The sequence below is a fragment of the Spiribacter halobius genome, assembly GCF_020883455.1.
Classification (GTDB): Bacteria; Pseudomonadota; Gammaproteobacteria; order Nitrococcales; family Nitrococcaceae; genus Sediminicurvatus; species Sediminicurvatus halobius.
Map to the genome: position 1 here is coordinate 210,351 of NZ_CP086615.1, position 20,713 is coordinate 231,063.

At 71.6% G+C, this 20,713-nt stretch carries 21 protein-coding genes; 8 read left to right on the plus strand and 13 right to left on the minus strand.

Features of this window, described 5'->3' with window-relative positions:
• Window positions 1–63: 63 nt before the first annotated feature.
• Window positions 64–1,170: a glycosyltransferase gene (locus tag LMH63_RS00965; RefSeq protein WP_229332680.1), complete on the minus strand. Its 1,107-nt coding sequence runs from the start codon at window positions 1,168–1,170 to the stop codon at window positions 64–66.
• Between LMH63_RS00965 and LMH63_RS00970 the strand changes: the two genes are divergently transcribed.
• The gene (locus LMH63_RS00970; protein ID WP_229332681.1) at window positions 1,163–2,587 is read left to right on the plus strand and encodes an O-antigen ligase family protein; all 1,425 of its coding nucleotides are present in this window, start codon (window positions 1,163–1,165) and stop codon (window positions 2,585–2,587) included. The genes LMH63_RS00965 and LMH63_RS00970 overlap by 8 nt on opposite strands.
• Here LMH63_RS00970 and LMH63_RS00975 read toward each other — a convergent pair.
• The 5 genes from LMH63_RS00975 to lpxL are packed head-to-tail and all read right to left on the minus strand — an operon-like array spanning window position 2,544 to window position 8,133.
• On the minus strand, window positions 2,544–3,629 hold the full coding sequence (locus LMH63_RS00975) for a glycosyltransferase (protein WP_109676363.1): 1,086 nt from the start codon (window positions 3,627–3,629) through the stop codon (window positions 2,544–2,546). The genes LMH63_RS00970 and LMH63_RS00975 overlap by 44 nt on opposite strands.
• Window positions 3,626–4,663 (minus strand): glycosyltransferase family 9 protein, encoded by a 1,038-nt coding sequence (locus LMH63_RS00980; RefSeq protein WP_109676361.1) that lies wholly within the window; start codon window positions 4,661–4,663, stop codon window positions 3,626–3,628. Before LMH63_RS00980 ends, LMH63_RS00975 begins: the two co-directional genes overlap by 4 nt.
• Before the next feature lie 2 nt (window positions 4,664–4,665).
• Window positions 4,666–5,739 (minus strand): glycosyltransferase, encoded by a 1,074-nt coding sequence (locus tag LMH63_RS00985; protein ID WP_158280290.1) that lies wholly within the window; start codon window positions 5,737–5,739, stop codon window positions 4,666–4,668.
• A gap of 10 nt (window positions 5,740–5,749) precedes the next feature.
• Window positions 5,750–7,192: a bifunctional D-glycero-beta-D-manno-heptose-7-phosphate kinase/D-glycero-beta-D-manno-heptose 1-phosphate adenylyltransferase HldE gene (gene hldE, locus LMH63_RS00990; RefSeq protein WP_109676357.1), complete on the minus strand. Its 1,443-nt coding sequence runs from the start codon at window positions 7,190–7,192 to the stop codon at window positions 5,750–5,752.
• The gene (gene lpxL, locus LMH63_RS00995; RefSeq protein WP_109676355.1) at window positions 7,189–8,133 is read right to left on the minus strand and encodes an LpxL/LpxP family Kdo(2)-lipid IV(A) lauroyl/palmitoleoyl acyltransferase; all 945 of its coding nucleotides are present in this window, start codon (window positions 8,131–8,133) and stop codon (window positions 7,189–7,191) included. The genes hldE and lpxL overlap by 4 nt, the downstream gene beginning before the upstream one ends.
• Window positions 8,134–8,252: 119 nt before the next feature.
• Here lpxL and waaA point away from each other — a divergent pair, with 119 nt between their 5' ends.
• Complete coding sequence (waaA, locus tag LMH63_RS01000) at window positions 8,253–9,518, plus strand: lipid IV(A) 3-deoxy-D-manno-octulosonic acid transferase (protein WP_109676353.1); 1,266 nt, start codon at window positions 8,253–8,255, stop codon at window positions 9,516–9,518.
• A gap of 29 nt (window positions 9,519–9,547) precedes the next feature.
• Here the strand turns inward: waaA and LMH63_RS01005 are convergent, their stop codons facing one another.
• The 5 genes from LMH63_RS01005 to LMH63_RS01025 all read right to left on the minus strand — a co-directional run bounded on the left by LMH63_RS01005 (window position 9,548) and on the right by LMH63_RS01025 (window position 13,514).
• Window positions 9,548–10,888, minus strand: coding sequence for a TolC family outer membrane protein (locus LMH63_RS01005; RefSeq protein WP_109676351.1), 1,341 nt, complete (start codon window positions 10,886–10,888; stop codon window positions 9,548–9,550).
• Window positions 10,889–10,907: 19 nt separating this feature from the next.
• Window positions 10,908–11,228 (minus strand): rhodanese-like domain-containing protein, encoded by a 321-nt coding sequence (locus LMH63_RS01010; RefSeq protein WP_109676348.1) that lies wholly within the window; start codon window positions 11,226–11,228, stop codon window positions 10,908–10,910.
• A gap of 16 nt (window positions 11,229–11,244) precedes the next feature.
• Window positions 11,245–11,907: a protein-L-isoaspartate O-methyltransferase family protein gene (locus LMH63_RS01015; protein ID WP_109676346.1), complete on the minus strand. Its 663-nt coding sequence runs from the start codon at window positions 11,905–11,907 to the stop codon at window positions 11,245–11,247.
• Between the two features lie 159 nt (window positions 11,908–12,066).
• Entirely contained in the window at window positions 12,067–13,056 is a 990-nt protein-coding gene (locus LMH63_RS01020; RefSeq protein WP_109676344.1) for a DnaJ C-terminal domain-containing protein, read from the minus strand.
• A 20-nt stretch (window positions 13,057–13,076) separates the two neighbouring features.
• On the minus strand, window positions 13,077–13,514 hold the full coding sequence (locus LMH63_RS01025) for an Hsp20/alpha crystallin family protein (protein WP_109676342.1): 438 nt from the start codon (window positions 13,512–13,514) through the stop codon (window positions 13,077–13,079).
• Between the two features lie 242 nt (window positions 13,515–13,756).
• On the opposite strand from LMH63_RS01025, the gene rpmB reads away from it, so the two are divergent.
• The 6 genes from rpmB (at window position 13,757) to mutM (ending at window position 18,057) form a co-directional block, all read left to right on the plus strand.
• Window positions 13,757–13,993: a 50S ribosomal protein L28 gene (rpmB, locus tag LMH63_RS01030; protein ID WP_109676340.1), complete on the plus strand. Its 237-nt coding sequence runs from the start codon at window positions 13,757–13,759 to the stop codon at window positions 13,991–13,993.
• Window positions 13,994–14,006: 13 nt separating this feature from the next.
• Window positions 14,007–14,162, plus strand: coding sequence for a 50S ribosomal protein L33 (gene rpmG, locus LMH63_RS01035; protein WP_109676338.1), 156 nt, complete (start codon window positions 14,007–14,009; stop codon window positions 14,160–14,162).
• A 108-nt stretch (window positions 14,163–14,270) separates the two neighbouring features.
• The gene (locus LMH63_RS01040; protein WP_158280289.1) at window positions 14,271–15,182 is read left to right on the plus strand and encodes an ABC transporter ATP-binding protein; all 912 of its coding nucleotides are present in this window, start codon (window positions 14,271–14,273) and stop codon (window positions 15,180–15,182) included.
• Window positions 15,179–15,916, plus strand: a complete 738-nt coding sequence (locus tag LMH63_RS01045; protein ID WP_109676334.1) for an ABC transporter permease subunit — start codon at window positions 15,179–15,181, stop codon at window positions 15,914–15,916. Before LMH63_RS01040 ends, LMH63_RS01045 begins: the two co-directional genes overlap by 4 nt.
• The gene (locus LMH63_RS01050) at window positions 15,913–17,226 is read left to right on the plus strand and encodes a DUF4350 domain-containing protein (RefSeq protein WP_158280288.1); all 1,314 of its coding nucleotides are present in this window, start codon (window positions 15,913–15,915) and stop codon (window positions 17,224–17,226) included. Before LMH63_RS01045 ends, LMH63_RS01050 begins: the two co-directional genes overlap by 4 nt.
• A 12-nt stretch (window positions 17,227–17,238) precedes the next feature.
• Window positions 17,239–18,057, plus strand: coding sequence for a bifunctional DNA-formamidopyrimidine glycosylase/DNA-(apurinic or apyrimidinic site) lyase (gene mutM, locus LMH63_RS01055; protein WP_109676329.1), 819 nt, complete (start codon window positions 17,239–17,241; stop codon window positions 18,055–18,057).
• Between the two features lie 189 nt (window positions 18,058–18,246).
• Here mutM and LMH63_RS01060 read toward each other — a convergent pair whose 3' ends face one another.
• Window positions 18,247–19,839 (minus strand): gamma-glutamyltransferase family protein, encoded by a 1,593-nt coding sequence (locus LMH63_RS01060; RefSeq protein WP_229332682.1) that lies wholly within the window; start codon window positions 19,837–19,839, stop codon window positions 18,247–18,249.
• Between the two features lie 35 nt (window positions 19,840–19,874).
• Entirely contained in the window at window positions 19,875–20,711 is an 837-nt protein-coding gene (locus tag LMH63_RS01065) for a sulfite exporter TauE/SafE family protein (protein ID WP_109676325.1), read from the minus strand.
• Between the last annotated feature and the right edge of the window lie 2 nt (window positions 20,712–20,713).

Genomic DNA, 20,713 nt, shown 5'->3' on the forward strand with positions numbered 1-20,713 from the left:
GAAGTTTGCCTGTAAGCGAACTGATCCGAAGAAGGTAAGCGCCCCGGCTGCATCTGGCAGTGATCAGTGACCGGGTGTGAAATGCGACTGAAGCGATCGGAAAAAATCCAGGTAGGCTTCCGCGGACGCCTCCTCACGATAGTCTGACACAGCCTCACGTAGCCTCTCGGTCGGCACAGGTCGGTCGAGGATCTGGCGGATTGCGAGATGAAGCGCGTGGGGGTCACCAACGGGAACCAGCGGACCCCAGCGGCCCTGATCGAGGATCTCGGCAGGGCCGCTGGGGCAGTCCGTCGCGGCGACCGGAACACCTAGGGCCATCGCCTCGATCAGTGCATTGGGCGAGCCTTCACGGCGGGAGCTGACTATCAGTGCGTCCGAGGCTGCAACTTCCGGGTAGGGGTCCGCGGTGAAGCCCGGCATGGAGACCGTATCCTCAAGGCCTAGTGATCGGGTCAAAGATTCCAGCCGTTGCCGGCAACGACCTTCGCCGAGGATGATAAGCCGAGCCCCCATCTCCCGCGGCAGCATCGCAAAGGCCTCGAGGAGGGTCGGGAAGTCCTTGACCGAGGCAAGCCGTCCGACTGCGACGATCACCGGGCCTGCCTTCTGCCGCAGCCACGGGTGTCGGGGTGGACGGCTGGTGGCCTCCAGAAGCGCATCGGTAATGACCGGATTGCGGATGAGTCTCGACGGGGTGAGGGCGCCGAATGCGTCCATCGAGTTGCAGACGCCGACGGAGTTGCCGGTGACTCCGTCGACACCGCCAAGCAGTTGTCTGACTCGGCGCCGCTCACGCCAGCGGCGAAAGGCGCTACGTCCGGCAAGCCGGGCACGCAGGTCCGTGCCACATCGGTAGATGACGGGAATCGGAAGCCGCGAACGGTTTCGCGCCTCCAGCAGTATCCGGCAGTCGCGGTCTTTCGCCGATAGGGTGACGTCGCACCCGGTGTGTCGCAGCCAACGCTCGGCCTCGTCCCGGATCGGTGCCGTCCTGCCGAGGTGCCAGATCTGAAGCAATGGTGAGGCGCTGGTGCGATCGAGGTAAGGCGGGCTATCCGTCGCACAGGCCAGGCTCACGGTGAGACCGAGCTTATTGAAACCGCCCGCCAGATTGATCAGCATGCGCTCCACGCCGCCATCGCCGAGCGAGGGCGCGAAGATGCCCACACGTGAGATGCCGTGGGTTTCCCTGCCGTCAGCCATCCAGCACCGAAATTACCGCATGAAAACACACCATGCTCCCACAAATTGGGAGGGAACTGCTCCTGCTGCCGATGCCGGCTTGGGGAGGATTCACCGCGGCGCCGACGGAATCGGCTATGTGGGGTTGCTCGGGTTCGCCCTGTTTGCCTGGCTCGGTACCGCAGGGGCCAATGCCGCTCTGCTGCTGATGCTGGTGGCAACCGTCATTCATGGCATCACCGGCGAAGTCCGGCAGCTGATTCGCAGCCCCCTGGCGGCGTGGGCCGCCGTATGGCTGGCCTATGTCGCCTTCTGGGCCATGCAGGGGCCCGTTGCGGGCCAGCAGGCCGCTGGTTTCTACGACGCGGCTGCCGGGTATGCCTATCTGGCGCTTGTGGTGGTGCCGGCGTGGTGGCTGGCGCGCTTCGCCTCGACGAGACACTGGCTTCGTGTTGCCCTGCTGGCGCTTGTCGGGTTCGTGCTCGGGCGCCTGGTGGAGGTCGACTGGGCTGATCCCCTGCGCTTCTTCCGCCAGCGCGACGGCCTCGGGCTGCCGGCCATCGCGCTCGGTCAGTACGCTGCGGCCGCCTTGCTGGGTCTGCTGCTCATGCCGCCTGACATGGCAGCGCAGCGCGTCGACGAGCCAAACCGCTGGATTCGGGCTGCCCTCTGGACTTTGCTGCTGGTGACCGTCGCCTTCCTTCTGCTGGCGTCACGATCTCGTGGTGCTTGGCTTGCGTTCCTGGTCGTTCTGATTCCCGCGCTCTGGTTTCGCTATCGGGCACGGCCAAACCCCGCCGGACATGCGGCGGCGCACTGGCCGCTTGCTGCTGCGGTCGCCGGCGGCGCCGGCTTGCTGGCGCTGGCCGTCTGGTATACCGACGCCGCCGATATGGTGCAGAACCGGCTGCAGGCCGAGTCGCAGACTTACCAGGCGGTGATCGAGGGTCGCTGGTCCGACGTGGGCGACGGCTCCATCGGAACGCGCATCCAGATGTACCGGTTGGGCATGGAGCGTTTCGCGGAGGCGCCGCTGGTCGGCTGGGGACCGGGCATGGGTAAATGGATGCTGGACCGCTCCGGGAGTGAACACCTGGCCAAGTTCCAGGATCTGCACAGCCTCCTGATTCAGTTGCCAGCTGAACTGGGCATGATCGGGGTCGTGCTGTTTGTCGTGCCGCTTGCGCTTGCTATCGCTGGGTTCGCTCGCGAGCGACTACCCGTGTCGAAACCCATGCTGATTCTGATCATCAGCGGTCTCGCCCTGCACCTGCTCTGCGCGGCGACGAACTTCCGTGTTTTCAACGTCGACTGGCGGTTTTACTGGTTCCTGTTCGCAGGCTTCGGGCTAGCCCTCGCTATCGCGCCTGCAGGCGCTGGTACTCGTGAAGATTGCCGCTGACCATGGCCGCGCAGGAAAAACGTTGCATTGCCAGCGCCCGCGCGTTTCCTGCCATGGCCTGTCGCAGCGATGCGTCCGCCAGCAGGGTATTGATGGCCGTTGCCAGGGCCTTGGTGTCACCGGGCGGCACGAGATAGCCCGAGTGAGAGTCGTCGACGGCTTCCGGAATCCCGCCGGCGCGGCTCGCCACCACCGGTACGCCACAGGCCGCAGCCTGTAGCAGCGACACGCCGAGACCCTCCATCTCTGCCGGGTGGACGACGATGTCGAGCTCGGGCAGCAAAACCGGGAGGTCGTCACGAAAACCAGCCATCAGGACGCTGTCCTGCAGGTTGCGCGCCCTGATCGCCTGCTCGATTTCCTGATGCAATGGCCCCCTGCCGAAAAGTACGAAGTGAGCTTGGGGGTGCGCTGCCAGCACTTGCGGGGCCGCATCCAGCAGGGCCTGATGACCTTTCCGCGGGATCAGCTGGGCGATCATGCCGATCACTGGGCCTCCGCCCGAGAGCCCTAGCGCATCCTGCAGCGCGTGCGAGTGCTTTTGCGGTGCATAGCGTACCGTGTCAACGGCGCTGTGGACGCAGACCGCCTTCTCCGGGCGCACGCCCTCCTCCAGCAGCACTTGCCGTATCGCTTCCGAGATCGTGATTACCCGATCATAGAGCCGGTACTTGACCGCCACCAGCCAGCGCGGCTCCGGATTGTCCACGCGCCGCGACAGCACCGTTGGCACGCCGGCCAGGCGCCCGACGATGCCGCCCAGGGTGTCGGCGCCGCGGCGACTGTGCAGGTGGAGGATGTCAGGGCGCTCCCGGCGCAGGAGGCGCACCAGGCGCAGGATGAACGGCAGGTCGTGATCGCCACGGAGGGGTATCTCACGTACGTCGATCCCAAGCTCGCGGGCCCGCCGGCCCACCTCGGCACCGGGGGGGCAGACGAGGACGCTCTCGATCCCCCGTGCCTGCAGCCCCTCGAGCAGGAAGACGACCTGCAGGGCGCCCCCATAAAGGTGGCGGCCAGCCTCCACATGCACGACTTTCATGGGGCGTCCTCCATGGCCCGGGCGGCGGCGTCCAGCACACCCTCCGGACGATGCAGCCGCATGCAGCTGAACACGCCGCCGCAGATGGGCCGGCGCCGGCAGGGGGAGCACCAGAGCGGCTCGTAGAGTACCCGTGTCCCGGGGCTGTCCGTCTCCAGATAGGGCCGTGTGGAGCCGAACAGCGCCACGGTGGGCCGATGGAAGGCCGTGCCCATGTGCGTCAGGGCCGTATCCACGCCGACGACGAGGCGGGCGTCGGCGACGGCCGCGGCACTCGCCCGCAGTCCCAGGCGCCCGGCCAGGGTCACGGCGCCCGCGCCCATGGCGGAGGCCAGTGTGTCCGCGGCGCTGCGGTCATCCGGGCCACCCAGCACGACGGGCAGCAACCCGTGCCGCTCGGCAAGGGCCCGCCCGAGTGCGATCCACCGGTCCTCGAACCAGTGCTTCTGCGCCCGCGTGGTAAACGGGCAGAGCGCGGCATAGGGGCCGTTCACGCCGGCCGCCGCGAGGGCATGAGCGGCGTCTGCCTGATCCGCTTCGGACAGCGCGAGGTCGGGGCCGTAGGGTGTATCCGGACATCCCAGGTGCGCGGCGAGCTGCCGGTACTCGGAGCCCAGGCGCCGGCCGTCCCCGGGGCGCTGAACGACCTCGGTCATCAGGCGATGACCGCCCTCGCGGGAGGCGAGGCCGACGCGGCGTGGCGCAGCAGAGAGCCACGCGGGCAGTGCGCTCTTCAGCAGGCCCTGGGTGTCGAGCACCAGGTCGTACTGCCCGGCGCGCAGACGGCCGCGGAGCCCGGCCACGGCACGGCCGAGGGCGAGCCAACGGCCGCCGCGGGCGAGCGCCTTCCAGCCCAGGCGGTCCCAGCGGATCACTTCGTCGACGCGGGGGTTCGCGTCCAGAAGCACCGCGCCGGCCGGCTCGGCCAGCCAGGCGATGTGCGCGTCCGGCCAGCGCGTGCGCAGCGCCGGGATCAGGCCGGAAGCCATCACGATGTCGCCGAGGGCGGAGAGGCGCACGATCAGGATGCGCATGGTCAGACCGTGGCGGCCACGCGTTGGGTCAGCCCCCGGTAGAAATTCAGATAACGCTGCGTTATCGCTTCGGGACCGTGGGCACGACGCAGTTCCTCCCGACCTGCCCTGCCCAAACGCTCCCGCGCCGTCGGGCCCATCTCGAGCAAGGTGCGAATGCCGGCGGCCAGCTCTGCCGGCGAGGCGACTTCACAGAGAATGCCGGTTTCCCCGTCGCGCACCAGCTCCGCCGCGCCGTCGCTTCGTGTGCTCACCAGCGGCAGGCCGTGGCTCCAGGCTTCGAGGATGACGTTGCCGAGGGGCTCATGGCGCGAGGGGCAGACGAAGAGATCCGAGCAAGCGTAATGCGCATCGGGATCGGGCTGCCAGCCTGCCCAGTGTACTCGTTCGCCTATGCCGAGAGCCGCCGCCTTCGCCTCCAGCTCGCGCCGCCTCGGTCCGTCGCCGACCAGCAGGAGGTGCAGTCCGCGGAAATCCCCGCAAAGCATGGCCACTGCGGGCAACAGGTCCTGAAAGCCCTTCTTGTCGATCATTCGACCCACCGCCACCAGCAGCGTCGCGTCCGCCGGAATGCCGTGGCGGTGTCGCAGGGCGATCCGATCCGAGGGCGCCGGCCGGGGGGCCGGGGCGACGAAGTTGCCGATCATCGTGCAGCGTGCCGGCGGCAGGCCCTGCTCCAGGAGGTAGCGGTGCAGGCCACGGGTATTACCGATCCAGGCGTCGCAGTGGCGATAGTAGCCGTCGATGCGGTAGTAGCCGCCCAGACGGGCCACGTGGAAGCTTGGCAGCCCCCGTGGCTTGCGCATCAGTCGGGTCGCTCGTCCCATGTAGGTTTGCACGACCGCCGGACGGTAGTAGCGCAGGAGGCCGCGCAGGGCGCCACGGGTGGCAAAGTCCCAGCTGTTCGCGAAACTCAGGAAATGGTTGCGGCCCCCCAGACGGTCCAGTGCCTCGGCGACCGGCGTATCGCGGCGGGCGACGGCCACCGTCGGATGGCCGGCTTCCCGAAGCGCACTCACCAGTCGCAGAAAGAAGCGCTCGGCCCCGCCGAACTGCCGGCTCCCGATAACGTGCATCGTTGTTATTTCATCCATCCGGTGCCGTGCTGCCCCCCCGCAGCCGCTTGAGAATCCCCGTCGTCGAATATCCTGCCCGAAACGGTAGCACCCGCACCTCTCCGCCCCGCGACAGCACGCTCTCGTGTCCGGCGATCTGCTCCACCCGGTAGTCCCCGCCCTTGACCAGAATGTCCGGCGCGATGGCCTCGATCAGTGCCGCCGGGGTGTCCTCGCTGAAGGGTACGACCCAGTCGACGCTGGCGAGGCCGGCCAGCACCGCCATCCGGTCGGCCAGGGGCACCACGGGGCGGCTTTCCCCTTTCAGCCGGCTCACGGAGGCATCGTCGTTGACGGCCACCACCAGGCGGTCGCCCAGGGCCCGGGCCTGTTCCAGGTACGCCACATGTCCAGGGTGCAGCAGATCGAAGCAGCCGTTGGTCATCACCACCCGCTCGCCCTGGCGCTGTAGGTTGCGCACCGCCGTGGGCAACCGCTCCGGATCGGTCACGCCCCGCTCCACCGTGGGCTGCCAGGCCGCGGCGGCCCGATGCAGCTCCGTGGGGCTGACCGTGGCCGTGCCGAGCTTGCCGACGGCGACCCCGGCGGCCAGGTTCGCCAGTGCGGCCGCGTGCCCGAGGTCCTCGCCGGCGGCGAGGGCGCCGGCGAGCACGGCAATGACGGTATCGCCGGCACCGGTCACGTCGAAGACGTCCCGCGCCTGGGCGGCCACGTGGATCGCGTCCTCGCCCCGCGCCACCACGGTCATGCCTTCCTCGCCGCGGGTGATGACCAGCGCCCCAAGGTCGTGGGCGCTGAGGAGGGCTTGCGCGCGCCGCACCAGTGTCTCGGCGTCGGGGCAGGGGCCGGCTACCCGCTCGAACTCGCCGCGATTGGGCGTGAGCACGCTCGCGCCCCGGTACGCCTCGAAGTCCGGGCGCTTCGGGTCCACCAGCACCGGCACCCCGCGCGCCTGGGCCGCGGCGATCAGCGCGGCCGGCTCGGCGAGCGCCCCCTTGGCGTAGTCCGACAGCACGACGGCCGCGACGCCGCTGTCGCCAAGGGCCGCCGCCAGGTCATCGGCGGTCAGCGGCCAGCCCGGCTCCGGAGGGTCCTCGAAGTCGAGCCGGATCATCTGCTGGTGCTGACTGAGCACCCGCAGCTTGCTGGTGGTGGCCATCCCCTCATGCCGCCGCCAGTGGCGCGTGACGCCCGCCGCGTCCAGGAGCCGGTCGAGGACGTCGGCGGCCTCGTCGCGGCCCACCGGTGCCAGCAGTCGGGCGCGGGCGCCGAGCGCGGATAGCCCCAGGGCGACGTTTGCCGCGCCACCCGGACGGTCCTCGCGGCCGCCGATGCGCACCACCGGCACCGGCGCCTCCGGCGAGATGCGTCCGGTGCTGCCGTGCCAGTAGCGGTCGAGCATGACGTCGCCGGCCACGAGCACCTCGGCCTGGCTGAATTCGGGAATCCTCAACGCTTGCTTCTCCGTCTGCGGCGCCGCAGCTCGTAGGGTGGCGCCTCCCCCGGCGGCCGGGTCTTGAAGCGCCGGTGCACCCAGTAATACTGGGCGGGATGACGGCGGATCTCCGCCTCCATCAGGGCATTGATGCGGGTCGCATCGGCGACGTCGTCGCCGCTCGGGAAGTTCTCCAGCGGCTTGCCAATGTGCACAACGTAACCGTCCCCGGACTCCTCGGCGAGCAGGAACGCGGGGACAACATAGGCCCGCGTCTGGCGGGCCAGGCGTGCCGGCAGGGTGATGGTGGCCGCCGGCACGCCGAAGTACGGCGCGAACACCGCATGCCGGCGCCCGAAGTCCTGATCCGGCGGATACCAGACCGTGCGCCCGTCCTTCAGGGCGCGCAGCAGCGCGCGCATGTCCCGTCGATCGAAGGCCTGCTCCACGTGCCGCTCCCGGGACCGGCGCATGAAGTGCTCGATCACCGGGTTGCGGTGCTCACGGTAGATGATGCTCACCGGCAGGTGCGCCGAGACGATGCGCGCGCCGATGTCCAGGGCGGTGAAGTGGGGGCCCACGGCCAGCACCGGCCTGCCCTCCCGCTGCAGGCCATCCAGGTGCTCGATCCCCTCCACCCGGCCGCAGCGGCGGATGCGCTCGTCACTCCCCCACCAGGCGATGCCCACCTCGATCAGCCCCCGGCCGAGGTAGCGGAAGTGACGCCGCAGCAGTGCCAGGCGCTCGTTCTCGCCAAGCTCCGGGAAGCACAGGCGCAGGTTCACCTCGGCGATGTGGCGGCGATACCGCATCAGCCGGTAGCCGAGCGCCCCGATGGCATCGCCGAGACGCATGGCGGTACCTTGCGGCAGCCGCGAGGTGAGCCACAGCACGCCCATGGCGAGCCAGGTCGGCCAGTAGCGGGGGGCGTAGAGTCCTTGGGCGGCGGAATCGCTCACGTTGGGCCGGGCGCTTGCTGGCGGAGGCGCCGCAGGATGCCGGCGCAATGGGCGCGGAGTATAGCAGAGCCCCCGCGTGCTAGACTCCGCCCGCCCAGACGCCCGGAGCCCGCCCCGTGATGTCCGCGCGTGCGCTCTACGCCCAGCTCGTCCGGCTGCTTGTGCCGTTTGCCCTGGCGCGGCTGCTCTGGCGCTCGCGCCGGGCGCCCGCGTATCGCCGGCGCTGGCGGGAGCGACTCGGCTACGGCGCGGCGGTGCCGGGGCGCCCGCTCTGGGTGCATGCGGTTTCCGTCGGCGAGGTCATGGCCGCATTGCCGCTGATCGATGCCTTCCGCGCGCGGCATCCGGACGTTCCCCTGCTGGTGACCACCACCACCCCTACCGGTGCGGAGCGCGTCGCCGACCGCCTCGGCCAGGCGGTCATCCACCGCTATCTGCCTTTCGATGCCCCCGGTGCGGTGCGCCGATTCCTGGACCTTGCCGAGCCGCGGCTCGGCATCGTCATGGAGACCGAGATCTGGCCGAACCTCATCGCCGCCGCCGAGGCGCGAGGGCTGCCGATGGTGCTCGCGAATGCCCGGCTATCGGCACGCTCGGCCCGCGGCTACGCCCGCTTCCCGGCGCTGGTTCGCCCGGCGCTGCGGGGCTTTGCCGCCGTCGCGGCGCAGACGCAGGCCGACGCCGAGCGCCTGTGCGCCCTCGGCGCGTCCCCGGAGCGGGTCGAGGTAACCGGCAGCGTCAAGTTCGACCAACGCCTGCCGGCCGCGCAGCGTGAGGCAGGGCAGGGGCTGCGCGCCCAGCTCGGGGCCGGGCGCCCGGTCTGGGTTGCCGCCAGCACCCACGAGGGCGAGGAGATCGCCGCCCTTGCCGCGCACCGGCGACTGCGCGATCGCCTGGCGGATGCCGCCCTGATCCTGGTGCCGCGGCATCCCGAGCGCTTCGACGGCGTTGCCGCCGAGACCCGGCGCGCCGGCTGGACACCGGTGCGCCGCAGCCGCGGCGAGGTGCCGGATACGGACGCGGCGGTGTTCCTCGGCGATACCATGGGCGAGCTGCCGCTCTACCTAGCGGCGGCGGATGTGGTGTTCATGGGTGGCAGTCTGGTGGCCGTGGGCGGCCACAACATGCTGGAGCCCGCCGCGCTGGGGCTGCCGGTGCTCACCGGGCCGCAGGTCTTCAACTTCCAGGCCGTGGCCGAATTGCTGGACGAGGCAGCGGCCCTGAGGTACGTCGATGACGCGGAGAGTCTGGCGACGGCGCTGGCCGAGCTGCTGGCCGACGCCCCGGAGCGCGATCGCATGGGCCGTGCCGGCGCCGAGGTCGTGGCGGCCCACCGCGGCGCCTGCGAGCGCACGCTAGCGCTCGTGGAGCCCCTTCTGCCGTAGGTCGGCATCCGCCGCAGGCGGACGCCGATTCAAGCGTCGGACGCCTCCAGCAGGCGGTTGATGCGGATGATGTCGTCTTCGGCGAGCAGGCCGGCGGCCTGCTGCAGGCGCAGGGTGTTGAGCAGGTAGGCGTGACGGGCCTGCTGGTAGTCCCGCTCGGCGTTGAAGACCTCGCGCTGGGCGTTGAGCACGTCGACGATCGTGCGCGTGCCCACCTCGAAGCCGGCCTCGGTGGCATCCAGGGCCGCCCGGGTGGAGGTGCGGGCCTGATCCAGGGCGCGCACCCGCTGCAGCGCGGTGACCACGCCCCGGTAGGCGTCGGCGGCGTTGCGGCGCACCGTGCGCCGGGTCTCCTCCAGGAGCTCGCGAGCTTCGGTATAGCGGAACTGCGCCTCACGCACGCGGGAGCTCACCTCCCCGCCCTGGTACAGCGGCACAGTGAGCTGCACGCCCAGGCGCAGCTCATCGGAGCTGATGTCCCGGCCGTTGCGGTCGAACTGCTCGCCGCCCTGGTAGGCGGCGACAAGGTCCACCGTCGGGTAGTGGCCGCCGCGCTCGACGTCGATGCCCACCATGGCTGCCTCGGCTGCACGGCGCGCGGAGGTGAGCTGCCAGTTCTGCTCCTCGGCCCGGCGCCGCCAGGCGTCCGGATCGTCCGGCTGCGGGCGGTCCAGGCGCACGCCCTCGCGCACCTGGGCGAGGGCCTCAGGCGGCCGGTCGGTGAGCTCGCGCAGCTGCTCGCGTTCGGTCTGCAGGTCGTCCTCGGCCTGCAGCAGCTCGGCGCTGGCGAGGTCGAACTGCGCCTGCGCCTCCTCGACGTCCGTGCGCGCCACCACGCCCACCTCGAAGCGCTCCCGCGCCTGCTCGAGCTGGCGCTCGATCGCCTCCAGATTGGCGCGCGAGGCCTCCACGCGCTCGCGGGCGTCGAGCACGGCGAAGTAGCGCTCTGCCACGCGCAGCACCAGCTCCTGCTCGGCGAAGGCGAAGTCCGCCTGCGCCTGCTCGACGCTGGCGTCCGCCTGCTCCACCGAGCGTGCGGCGCTGTAGCGGAACAGGGGCTGGTTGAGCTGCACGCCGTAGCTCAGCTCCTGGTAGGTGTCGTCATTGCTGCCCTCGAAGGCGGTGCCGGCCGTGGGGTCGCTCTCGCTGTCCACCCAGTCGTAGCCGCCGGTGGCCTCGACGTCGGGGCGCAATGCCGAGCGCGCCTGGGGCAGCGCCTCCTCCCGGGCACGGCGGTCGGCTATGGCCTGCTGGAATACGGGGTCGCTCTCACGGGCCAGCCGGTAGATGCCGAGGAGGTCATCCTGGGCGAGGGCGGGGCCGCCGCTGGCGGCAAGCGTCAGGGCGAGTACGGCGGACAGACGACGCATGGCAGGACCTCGTTGTTGTTCAGTAGACGGGCAGGTCCGGATCCACCTCGCGGGCCCAGGCATCGATGCCCCCGGTCAGATTGACGACCCGCTCTAGCCCGGCGTTTTCGAGCCACTGCGCCACCTGGGCGCTGCGAATCCCGTGATGGCAGATCACGACGACGTCCCGTTCCCGTGGCAGCTCATCGATGACGCCAGGGTGAAGCCGGCTCATGGGCAGCAGATGGCTATCCGGGAGTCTGACGATATCCGCCTCCCAGGGTTCGCGGACGTCGAGCACCAGTGGCGGATGCTCGCCCTGAAGCGCGTCCCGGAGGCCCTGCGGCGTTACCGATCGCATGCCGCGCGGGTCCGGCTCAGAGCTCGAAGCGCTGCTGTCGCGGCGCCCCCACCAGGGGTGGCAGGCTGGTGTCGAACAGGCTCTCCGTGGCCCACTGCTCGTCGTCGATGCGGGTGATCAGCAGCGCCTCCATGATCGGCGGCGTGCCTACGATCACGGCCAGTCGCCCGCCAATGGTCAGGCTGCGGTGAAAGCCTTCGTGCAGCTCGGGCAGGGAGCCGGTTACCGCGATGACGTCGTAACGCCGGCCGTCCTCCCAGCCGCGGGCGGCATCGCCGGTCTCCAGGTGGACATTGCGCAGGCCCTGACTCGCGAGGTGCTCGCCGGCAAGCTCGGCGAAGTCGGGGTAGAGGTCGACGCTGGTCACCTGCCCCGCCAGGCGGGCGAGGCAGGCCGCCAGATACCCCGTACCGGTGCCGATCTCCAGGGCGCGCTCGCCCGGCTGCGGATCGAGACACTGCAGCAGCCGGCCCTCGACCTTGGGCTCCATCATCACCTGGCCGTGGGCGATGGGGATCTGCACGTCGGCATACGCAAGGTTGCGGTATGCGGCCGGCACGAAATCCTCTCGCGGCAGCGTCTCGATCACGTCGAGGACGCGCTCGTTGAGCACCTCCCAGGTACGCACCTGCTGCTCCACCATGTTGAAGCGCGCCTGCGCGAGATCGACGTCGGTCATTCGATAGCGCCTCTGCCAGCCGTAACGCTGGAAGCCTAAGGGGTTTGCCGGAGCCGGACAAGGCAGGGCGGCGGGGGCGGGGTGCCGCGAGACGGCGGAGCGGCCGGCTTCCTGCCTGTGCCCGCGCCCGTGGGAGGCGCGGCTCCCACCGGTGGGCCGTCACGCCTGCATCGCCGCCCGCGGGTCGAAGTCGAGCCTCTTCTCCATCTCGCGGAACAGCCGCTTCGCCTCCTCGCTGTCCACCGGCGGATTCACGATCTTCAGCGTGACGTATTGATCCCCCGGCGGGTCGCCCGGCAGGCCGCGGCCGCGCAGGCGCAGGCGGCGGCCGCTCTGGGAGCCGGGCGGGATCTTCAGGTCCACGTGGCCGCCCAGGGTCGGCACCTTCAGGGTCGCGCCGAGCGCGGCCTCCCAGGGCGCCACCGGGAGGTCGAGGTGCACGTCCCGCCCCCGCAGGTGGAAAGTGCGGTGGGGGGCGATGTGCACTTCGAGCATGAGGTCGCCACGCTCGCCGCCCCCTAGGCCCGGGTCGCCCTGGCCGGCCAGGCGGATGCGCTGGCCGTTGGTGACGCCCGCCGGAATGCGGACCCGCAGGTTGCGGGTCCTGCGGCGCACGGCGCCGCCGGCGTCCGGCTCCGTGTCCTCGATGGCGAAGGTCTTGCTGGCGCCGTGATAGGCCTCCTCCAGCGAGACCGTGATCTTCGCGGTGCGGTCGCCGCCGCGGCGGGCGAAGCCGCGGCCACCCCCGGCCCGCCTGTGGCGACCGCCGCCGCCGAATACCTCCTCGAAGGGGGAGCCGCCGAAGCCCCCGCCGAAGACGCTCTCGAAGAAGTCGCTGAAATCGCCGAAGTCGGCGCTGCCGCCGCCGGCGCGCTGCCGGCCGCGGCCCGCCTGCTCCCAGCCCGGCGGCGGCCGGAAGTCCTGGCCAGCCCGCCAGTCGCTGCCGAGCTGGTCGTAGAGCTTGCGCTTCTCCGGGTCCTTCAGGACCTCATACGCCTCGGCGACCTCCTTGAAGCGCTTCTCGGCGTCCGGCTCCTTGCTGACGTCCGGATGATACTTGCGCGCGAGCCGACGGTACGCCTTCTTGATCTCGTCCGCGGAGGCGTTGCGGTCGACGCCGAGCGTCTTGTAGTAGTCACGGTACTCCATGGTCCCTCATGAGCCGGCGGTCAGCCCTGCACCTGGATGCGCCTTGGCTTGACCTTCTCCTGTTTGGGGATGGAGATCTGCAGCACCCCGTTCTCGCTGCGCGCGGAGATGTTCTCCGCATCCGCCGTGTCCGGCAGGCTGAAGCGGCGGAAGAAGCTGCCGACGGCGCGCTCCACCCGGCGGGCGCCGCCTTCCTCGCTGCTGGCCTCGGTCTTCCGGGTGCCGCGGATGGTCAGCATCCCTTCCTCCATGTGGATGTCGATGTCGTCCGGCGCGACGCCCGGCAGATCGGCATCGATGACGTAGCGATCCTGCAGCTCACGGATATCAACCGCCGGTACCCAGTCGCTGGTGGCGGCGCTGCTGGCATCGGGCTGGCCCTGCCCCTCGTACATGCGGGACAGCTCCTGGGAGAGCTCGTTGAGAAGACCCCACGGCTCGTAGCGACGCATGGCCATATCGGCATCCCTCCTTTCCCGGCATATCGCCGTCGTGAATGGTCGGACGATGCAATCCGTACACCCGCGGAAATGGTGGGCCCGGGGCGCGAATTCAAGCGTGTAGCCCGCAGCCGTGGATCGGTGAGAAATGCGGGCTTAGCTTGCAGCGGGGCGGTCGCACTGGTATAAAGCGCGGTCTGCAAATCGGAGGCTCCGGTGCGCGCTGCCGGGGCGGTCACGGAATCCTAGGAGTGAGCCCCATGTCGAAGGTGTGCCAGGTCACCGGCAAGCGGCCGATGACCGGGAACAACGTCTCGCACGCCAACAACAAGACGCGGCGGCGGTTCCTGCCCAACCTGCGCTACCACCGCTTCTGGGTGGACAGCGAGAGCCGTTGGGTGCGGCTGCGCGTCTCCAGTAAGGGCATGCGCATTATCGACAAGCTCGGTATCGAGCAGGTCCTGGCGGACCTGCGCGCCCGCGGCGAGAAGGTCTGAGGAGGCCCGAGCCATGCGTGACAAGATCAAGCTCGTGTCCACGGCCGGCACCGGCCACTTCTACACGACGGACAAGAACAAGCGGAACACCCCGCACAAGCTGGAGTTTCGCAAGTTCGATCCGGTAGCGCGCAAGCACGTGCTCTACAAGGAAGCGAAGATCAAGTAGCCGGGCCGGCGACCCGGTGCCCGAAAGGCCCGCCATTGTGCGGGCTTTTTCATGGTTGCACCTAACAGCGTGCGTACCATGCGGGCATCGCCCCACGGGAGCCCAGCGTTGACCGAGCCTGCCGAATCGCCGCTGCTCCGGGCCGAAGGTCTGTCGGTGCGCTACGGCCGCCAGGTCGCCCTGCGCGAGGTGAGCCTCTCGCTGCGCCGGGGCGAGGTGGTGGGGCTGCTCGGCGCCAACGGCGCCGGCAAGTCCACCGCGCTCGCGGTGCTTGCCGGGCTGCAGGTTCCGCGAAGCGGGCGCCTGTGGCTGGATGGGCGCGTGGCAATCCCGCGCGCCCTCCGCGCCCGCTCGGGGTTGCTCCCCCATCGCCCGCCGCTGCACCCGGAGCTGACCGTGCGCCAGGCCGTGGCGCACGCCGCGGCCGTCGCCGGTGTGCCGCGGCGCGAGCGGGCGGACGCCGTCACCGACACCCTCGCCCGCTGCGACCTGGCCACCGTGCACGCGCGCCGCGCCGGTAACCTCTCGCAGGGCTACCGGCAGCGCCTTGGCCTCGCCCTGGCACTGGTCCATCGCCCGGAGGTGCTGCTGCTGGACGAGCCCACGGTGGGGCTCGACCCGCGCCAGCTGGCCCGCTTTCGTGCCCTGGTCCGCGAGCTCGCCGCCGGCCATGCGATCCTGCTCTCCTCGCATGCCCTCGCAGAGGTGCGCCGCACCTGTGATCGCGTGCTGGTGCTGCACGAAGGCCGCCTGACCGAGGCCGGCGAGACGGCCACGGCCGGGCGGCGACTGCTGCGCCTCGCGCCGGTGCCCGCTGCCTCGGATCTCCTGGCGCTGCCTGGCGTGGCGAGTGTCGAGCCACTGCCGGAGGGCTACTGGCACGTGACATTCAAGGCCGACGGGGAGGCGGCCTGCCTCGCGGCCCTGGCCGCGGGTGGCTCGCGGCTCGAGGAGTGGGCGCCCGCCGGGGCGGACCTCGAGCGCCGCTTCCTCGCGCTCACCGGGAGCGGCGCGGCATGAGCGCGATTGCCTGGCGGGACGCGCTCGCGCTCTGGCGCACGCCGGTGGGCTGGCTGCTCGCCGCGGTCTCCCAGGGCGTGCTCGCCTGGTGGTTCCTGCTGCTGGCGGACCGCTATCAGCGCGAGTACGAGCCGGCCCTCGCCGGCAGCGCCAGCAGCCTGGGCGTGGCGGATCTGGTGGTGGCGCCCTTCCTCGGCGGCCTGCCGCTGCTGGCGATGCTGCTCACCACCGTGGCCGTGCTGGGCATGCGCGCCTTCGCCGAGGAGCGCCGCGGCGGCACGCTGGTGCTCCTGCTCGCCTCGCCGCGGGGAGCCCCGGCCATCGTTGTCGGCAAGTACCTGGGAGCGCTGCTGTCACTGACGCTCCTGCTCGCGCTCTGGTCGCTCATGCCGCTGTCTCTGCTCCTCGGCACCGCCCTCGACCTCGGCCGGCTCGCGGCCGCGCTGCTCGGTCTGTGGCTCGCCGGGGCGGCGCTGCTCGCCGTCGCCCTGCTGGTCTCGGCAAGCACCGAGCAGCCCGCCGCGGCGGCCACCGGGGCGTTTGCCGCCGGCCTGCTCCTGCTGCTGGTCGGACGGGGTGCGGAGGGTGGCGTGCTCGGCTGGCTGGGGCTGACGACCCACCTGCGCGGTTTCCTGGACGGCGTGCTGGCGGCGACCGACCTCGCCTACTTCGCGCTCCTTGCCGCCACCGCCCTGGCGCTCACCGCCTGGCGGATCGCGGGGCTGCGGCCGTGACTGCGCGCCTGCTGCAACGGGGCCTGGCGCTCCTGCTGATCATCGCGCTGGCCGCCGGCGGTGCCTGGCTTGCGCAGGGCGTCGAGGGCCGCTGGGTCTGGGCGGGTGCGGGGCCGGCGCGGCTCGGTGAGGCCTCCGAGCGTCTGCTGGCCGACGTGCCGGCGGAGACCACGGTGCGTTACCGCGTGCTGGTGCGCCCGGACAGCCCCCTGGCCACCCGCCTGCAGCGGCTGGTCACGGCCTATCGCGAGGCGGGGCTGGATCTCGCCCTGGAGCGGCTGCACCCGGACCGGGACGCCGAGCGACTGCGCGAGTACGGTCTCGGCCGCGACGGCGAAGGCCTGCTGGGCGTCGAGGACGAGTGGGAGCACGTCGCGGCCCCCGCCGAGGCGCGGGTTTCGGCGGCGCTGGAGCGGCTGCTGCGGCGGGGCAGCCGCTATATCGTCCACCTGACCGGCCACGGCGAGCGCGAGCTCACCGGCGAGGCCGGCCACGCGCTGGGAAGGCTCGGCCAGGCCCTGGAGCGCAAGGGCTACCGGCTGCAGCCACTGGACCCCGAGCGCACGGCGGTGATCCCGGACAACACCCGGGTGCTGCTGGTGGCCGGCCCCACCCGGTCGCTCCCGGCCGAAACCCGACAGCTGCTGGCCCAATACATCGCCCGTGGCGGGCGCCTGCTCTGGCTCACCGACCCGGGCGCGCCGCCGCTGCCGGCGGCGCTGCCGGTGACCCGCGGCGAGGGCGTGGTGGTGGATCCGCAGGGCGCCGAGCTCCTGGGCGTGGACGACCCGGCCCTGGTGGTGGCGGAGGCCCGGGGCGGGCATCCGGCGCTGACCGGGCTCGGCGCGCCGCTGCTGCTGAACCGTGCGGCCCCGCTGCGCGCGAGCGCCGGCGCGGAATGGCGCCGGGAGGTGCTGCTCGCCACGGGCCCGCGGCAGTGGCCGGTGGCCAGCGAGCGGCTGCAGGACCCGGGCGAAGCGCCGGCGGATGCCGGCGGCGCGCCCCTCGCCCTGACCCTCGCCCGGGACACGCCGGAGGGCGAGCAGCGGCTCGCCGTGTTCGGCGACAGCGACCTGTTCGCGAACGCCTACATCGGCAACGGCGACAACCTCGCCCTGGCCCTCAACACCATCGACTGGCTGGCGGATCAGGGCGGCGTCACCGGCCGCTACGGCGAGGCCGCCGGCGATCGGCGCCTGCGGTTCAGCCGCCACGAGACCCTGCTCCTCGGCTTCGGCTTCCTGGCCGGCCTGCCGGCGGTGTTCCTGCTGGGGGGCTGGCTCGCCTGGCGGCGCGGCCGCAGCGGATGAGGCGCCCGCCCCGTGCCTGAGCTGCCGGAGGTGGAAACCACGCGACGGGGCGTGGCGCCGCACGCGGTGGGCCGGCGCCTCGCGGCGCTGGTGGTGCGCGAGCCGCGGCTGCGCTGGCCGGTGGATGCCGGCCTGGCGGCGCAGGCGCAGGGCCGCCGGGTCACGGCCCTGGAGCGGCGGGCCAAGTATCTGCTGTTCGGCCTGGAGGGCGGACTCTGGCTGCTGCTGCATCTCGGCATGTCCGGCAGCCTGCGCGTCGTCCCCGCCGGCGCGCCGCCGCAACGGCACGACCATCTCGATCTTGCCCTGGACAGTGGCGAGGCGGTGCGCTTCACCGACCCGCGCCGCTTCGGCAGCCTGCACGGCGCGAGCGGCGACCCCGAGGCGCATCCGCTGCTGCGCCACCTCGGCCCGGAGCCGCTGGGGGAGGCATTCCACGGCCAGCATCTGTACGCCCTGAGCCGCAGCCGCCGCGTGCCGGTCAAGGCCTTCGTCATGGACAGCCGGGTGGTGGTCGGCGTCGGCAACATCTATGCGGCGGAGGCCCTGTGGCGCGCCCGGATCCACCCCGGCCGCGCCGCCGGGCGGATTGGCCTCGGGCGCTACCGCCGCCTCGCAGAGGCCATCAAGGCGGTGCTGGCCGAGGCCATCGAGGCCGGTGGCACCACCCTGCGCGACTTCACCCGCGGCGACGGCACGCCGGGCTACTTCCGCCAGCAACTGGACGCCTACGGCCGCGCCGGCCTCCCATGCCGCCGCTGCGGCACCCCGCTCCAATCCCGCCGCCTCGCCCAGCGCGCCACCGTCTACTGCCCACGCTGCCAGCGCTAGCGGATCGTCGCGCAGCGGCACCCATTTCGGGCAGGGGAGATAAACACAACGACACAACGGCACAACGATGCACAACGAGGGAATTGCCTTTTCGTTGTGTTCCGTTGTGTCGTCGTGTCGTTGTGTTGAAGGCGGGGCCCGGCGAGGTGCTGGCGTCAGCTGGCCGCATCCGAACAGGGGGCACAGGTGTCAGACGGCAGCAACCGCGCCGTCGCTGCGGGGGTCGGCGGCGCCTTCCAGGAGGCCGTCGGGGTGGCGGACGATGGCGCCGGCGTGGCCCATGGCGCTGTCGAAGTCCGGCCGCAGCTCGACGTCGTGGCCGGCGGCGCGCAGCGCCTCGACGAGCTCGGCCGGGAAGCGCGACTCCAGCTTCAGCGTGTGGGTCTCCGCGCCCCAGGTGCGGCCCAGCAGCCAGCGCGGGGCGGTGACCGCCGCCTGCAGCGCCTGGCCCTGGTGGGCGTAGCGGGTGAACACCGCGGCCTGGGTCTGTGGCTGGCCCTCGCCGCCCATGGTGCCGTAGACCATGCGCCGGCCGTCCCCGAATTCGGCCAGCGCGGGGTTGAGGGTATGGAACGGGCGCCGGCCGGGCTCCAGCGCCTGCGGGTGCGCGGCATCGAGGCCGAAGCTGATGCCGCGGTTCTGCATGAGCACGCCGGTCGCCGGCAGCACCACGCCGGAGCCGTACTCCCAGTAGATGGACTGGATGAAACTCGCGGCCCGGCCCTCCGCATCCACGGCGCCGAGCCAGACGGTGTCCCCCGGCTCGCCGGGGTGCGGCCAGGGCGCCGCCCGCGCTGGGTCGATGGCGGCGGCGAGGCGCTCGAGCGCTGCTGCACCGAGCAGTTCGGGCGCGTCGCGGCGCATCCAGGCCGGATCCGTGACCTCGGCGTCGCGCACGCGGAAGGCCTGCTTGGTGGCCTCCACCAGCGCGTGTACGTGGGCGAAGCCCTCCTCGCGGGCGGCGCCGAGGCGTTCGTAGATGCCGAGGATCATCAGCGATGCCAGGCCCTGGGTGGGCGGCGGCATGTTGTAGGCGCGGGCATCGCGCAGGCTGACGGAAAGGGGCTCCACGGCGAGCGGAACGTAGCGCGCGAAATCGGTGGCAGCGAGCGGGCTGCCCAGGCGGGCCAGGTCATCCGCCATGGCCTCGGCGAGCTCGCCGCGGTAGAAGTCGTCCAGGCCCTCCCGGCCCAGGCGCTCCAGGGTATCGGCAAGCCGGGTCTGGCGGAGCCGCTCGCCGGTGGCGGGCACGCGGCCTTCGGGCAGATAGACCTCGGCGAAGCCCGGCACCGACGCCAGCTCGTCGCGCTTGTCGGCCGTGAGGGTCGCCTGCCCGGCGGTGACCGGCACACCCTCGCGGGCCAGCGCCACGGCTGGCGCCAGCAGCCTGGCCAGGGGCAGGCGTCCGGCCCCGGATTCCGGCCGGGCGAGGGCCTCGGCCCAGCCGGCGATGGTCCCGGGCACGGTGAGGGCGGCAAGGGCCCCGCGGGCCGGGATGCGGTCGTGGCCCCGTTCCCGGTAGTAGCCGCGGGTCGCCGCCGCGGCGGCGGGGCCGCAGGCGTCGATGCCCACCGGCGCGCCCGCCGGGCCGGCGATCAGCCAGAAGCCGTCGCCGCCGATGGCGTTCATGTGCGGGTAGACCACGGCGATCACCGCCGCGGCCGTGACCATGGCCTCCACCGCGCTGCCGCCCTCCTTCAGCACGTCGCGCCCCGCCTGGGCGGCGAGATGGTGGGGGGCGGTGAGCATCCCGCGGGTGCCCATGGTGGTGTTCAGCATCATGCTCTCCCTTGTTCGGTTCCGGCCGCGGCGGCCGCTCAGCTCAGCAGATCGTAGAACATGCGTGCCGAGGTGGCGGCGAGGAAGATCGCGAAGGCGAAGCGCAGTCGCCGCGGGTTGATCGTATGCGCGAGCCGCGCCCCCACCGGCGCCATGCGCATGGTCAGTGGCACGATCAGGGCAAAGCCGATCAGGTTGACGTAGCCGATGCTCGCCGGCGGGCGCAGCGGCTCGCCGATGCCGGCGGCGATGAAGCCGATGCTGCCGGGGACGGCGATGATCAGCCCGAGGGCCGAGGCGGTGCCCACGGCCCGGCGGATGGGGTAGTTGAAGGCAGAGAGCACCGGCACGCTCAGGGTGCCGCCCCCGATGCCCATGATCGCCGAGAGCCCGCCGATGACCATGCCGATGGCCGCGCGGCCGACGCCCCGGGGCAGGTCTGCGGCCAGCGCGCTGCCCTCCGGGCGCAGCGCCATGTTCGCCGCCACCAGCAGGGCCACGACGGCGAACACGGCGCTCAGCACCGCACCGTCCACCGCGCTGCCGGCGAGGCCGCCGATGAGCGCGCCTACCAGCACCGCCGGGCCGAGGGAGCGCAGCAGCGCCGGATCCAGCCCGCCCTTGCGGTAGTGGGCGCGGGCGGAAATGATCGACGTCGGGATGATGGTGGCAAGCGAGGTGCCCACGGCCAGATGCATGCGCACCGCCGGGTCCAGCTCGAGCAGGGTGAACAGATGATAGAGCACCGGCACGATGACGATGCCGCCGCCCACGCCCAGCAGCCCGGCGAGCACGCCGGCCACCACACCCGTGAGCACGAGCGCCCCGGCCAGCCCGGCCAGCCAGGCCGGGTCGTACTGTGCGAGGAGTTCCATGG

Bases quoted from the DNA above. Each gene is read 5' to 3' on its own strand.
- LMH63_RS01005 (WP_109676351.1), bottom strand. From the start codon at position 10,888: ATGCGTCGTCTGTCCGCCGTACTCGCCCTGACGCTTGCCGCCAGCGGC.
- rpmB (WP_109676340.1), top strand. From the start codon at position 13,757: ATGTCGAAGGTGTGCCAGGTCACCGGCAAGCGGCCGATGACCGGGAAC.
- rpmG (WP_109676338.1), top strand. From the start codon at position 14,007: ATGCGTGACAAGATCAAGCTCGTGTCCACGGCCGGCACCGGCCACTTC.
- LMH63_RS00970 (WP_229332681.1), top strand. From the start codon at position 1,163: ATGCCCACACGTGAGATGCCGTGGGTTTCCCTGCCGTCAGCCATCCAG.
- LMH63_RS01025 (WP_109676342.1), bottom strand. From the start codon at position 13,514: ATGGCCATGCGTCGCTACGAGCCGTGGGGTCTTCTCAACGAGCTCTCC.
- LMH63_RS01045 (WP_109676334.1), top strand. From the start codon at position 15,179: ATGAGCGCGATTGCCTGGCGGGACGCGCTCGCGCTCTGGCGCACGCCG.
- LMH63_RS01065 (WP_109676325.1), bottom strand. From the start codon at position 20,711: ATGGAACTCCTCGCACAGTACGACCCGGCCTGGCTGGCCGGGCTGGCC.
- LMH63_RS01015 (WP_109676346.1), bottom strand. From the start codon at position 11,907: ATGACCGACGTCGATCTCGCGCAGGCGCGCTTCAACATGGTGGAGCAG.
- LMH63_RS01010 (WP_109676348.1), bottom strand. From the start codon at position 11,228: ATGCGATCGGTAACGCCGCAGGGCCTCCGGGACGCGCTTCAGGGCGAG.
- LMH63_RS00975 (WP_109676363.1), bottom strand. From the start codon at position 3,629: ATGAAAGTCGTGCATGTGGAGGCTGGCCGCCACCTTTATGGGGGCGCC.
- LMH63_RS00985 (WP_158280290.1), bottom strand. From the start codon at position 5,739: ATGCACGTTATCGGGAGCCGGCAGTTCGGCGGGGCCGAGCGCTTCTTT.
- LMH63_RS00980 (WP_109676361.1), bottom strand. From the start codon at position 4,663: ATGCGCATCCTGATCGTGCGCCTCTCCGCCCTCGGCGACATCGTGATG.
- waaA (WP_109676353.1), top strand. From the start codon at position 8,253: ATGTCCGCGCGTGCGCTCTACGCCCAGCTCGTCCGGCTGCTTGTGCCG.
- LMH63_RS01060 (WP_229332682.1), bottom strand. From the start codon at position 19,839: ATGATGCTGAACACCACCATGGGCACCCGCGGGATGCTCACCGCCCCC.
- LMH63_RS01020 (WP_109676344.1), bottom strand. From the start codon at position 13,056: ATGGAGTACCGTGACTACTACAAGACGCTCGGCGTCGACCGCAACGCC.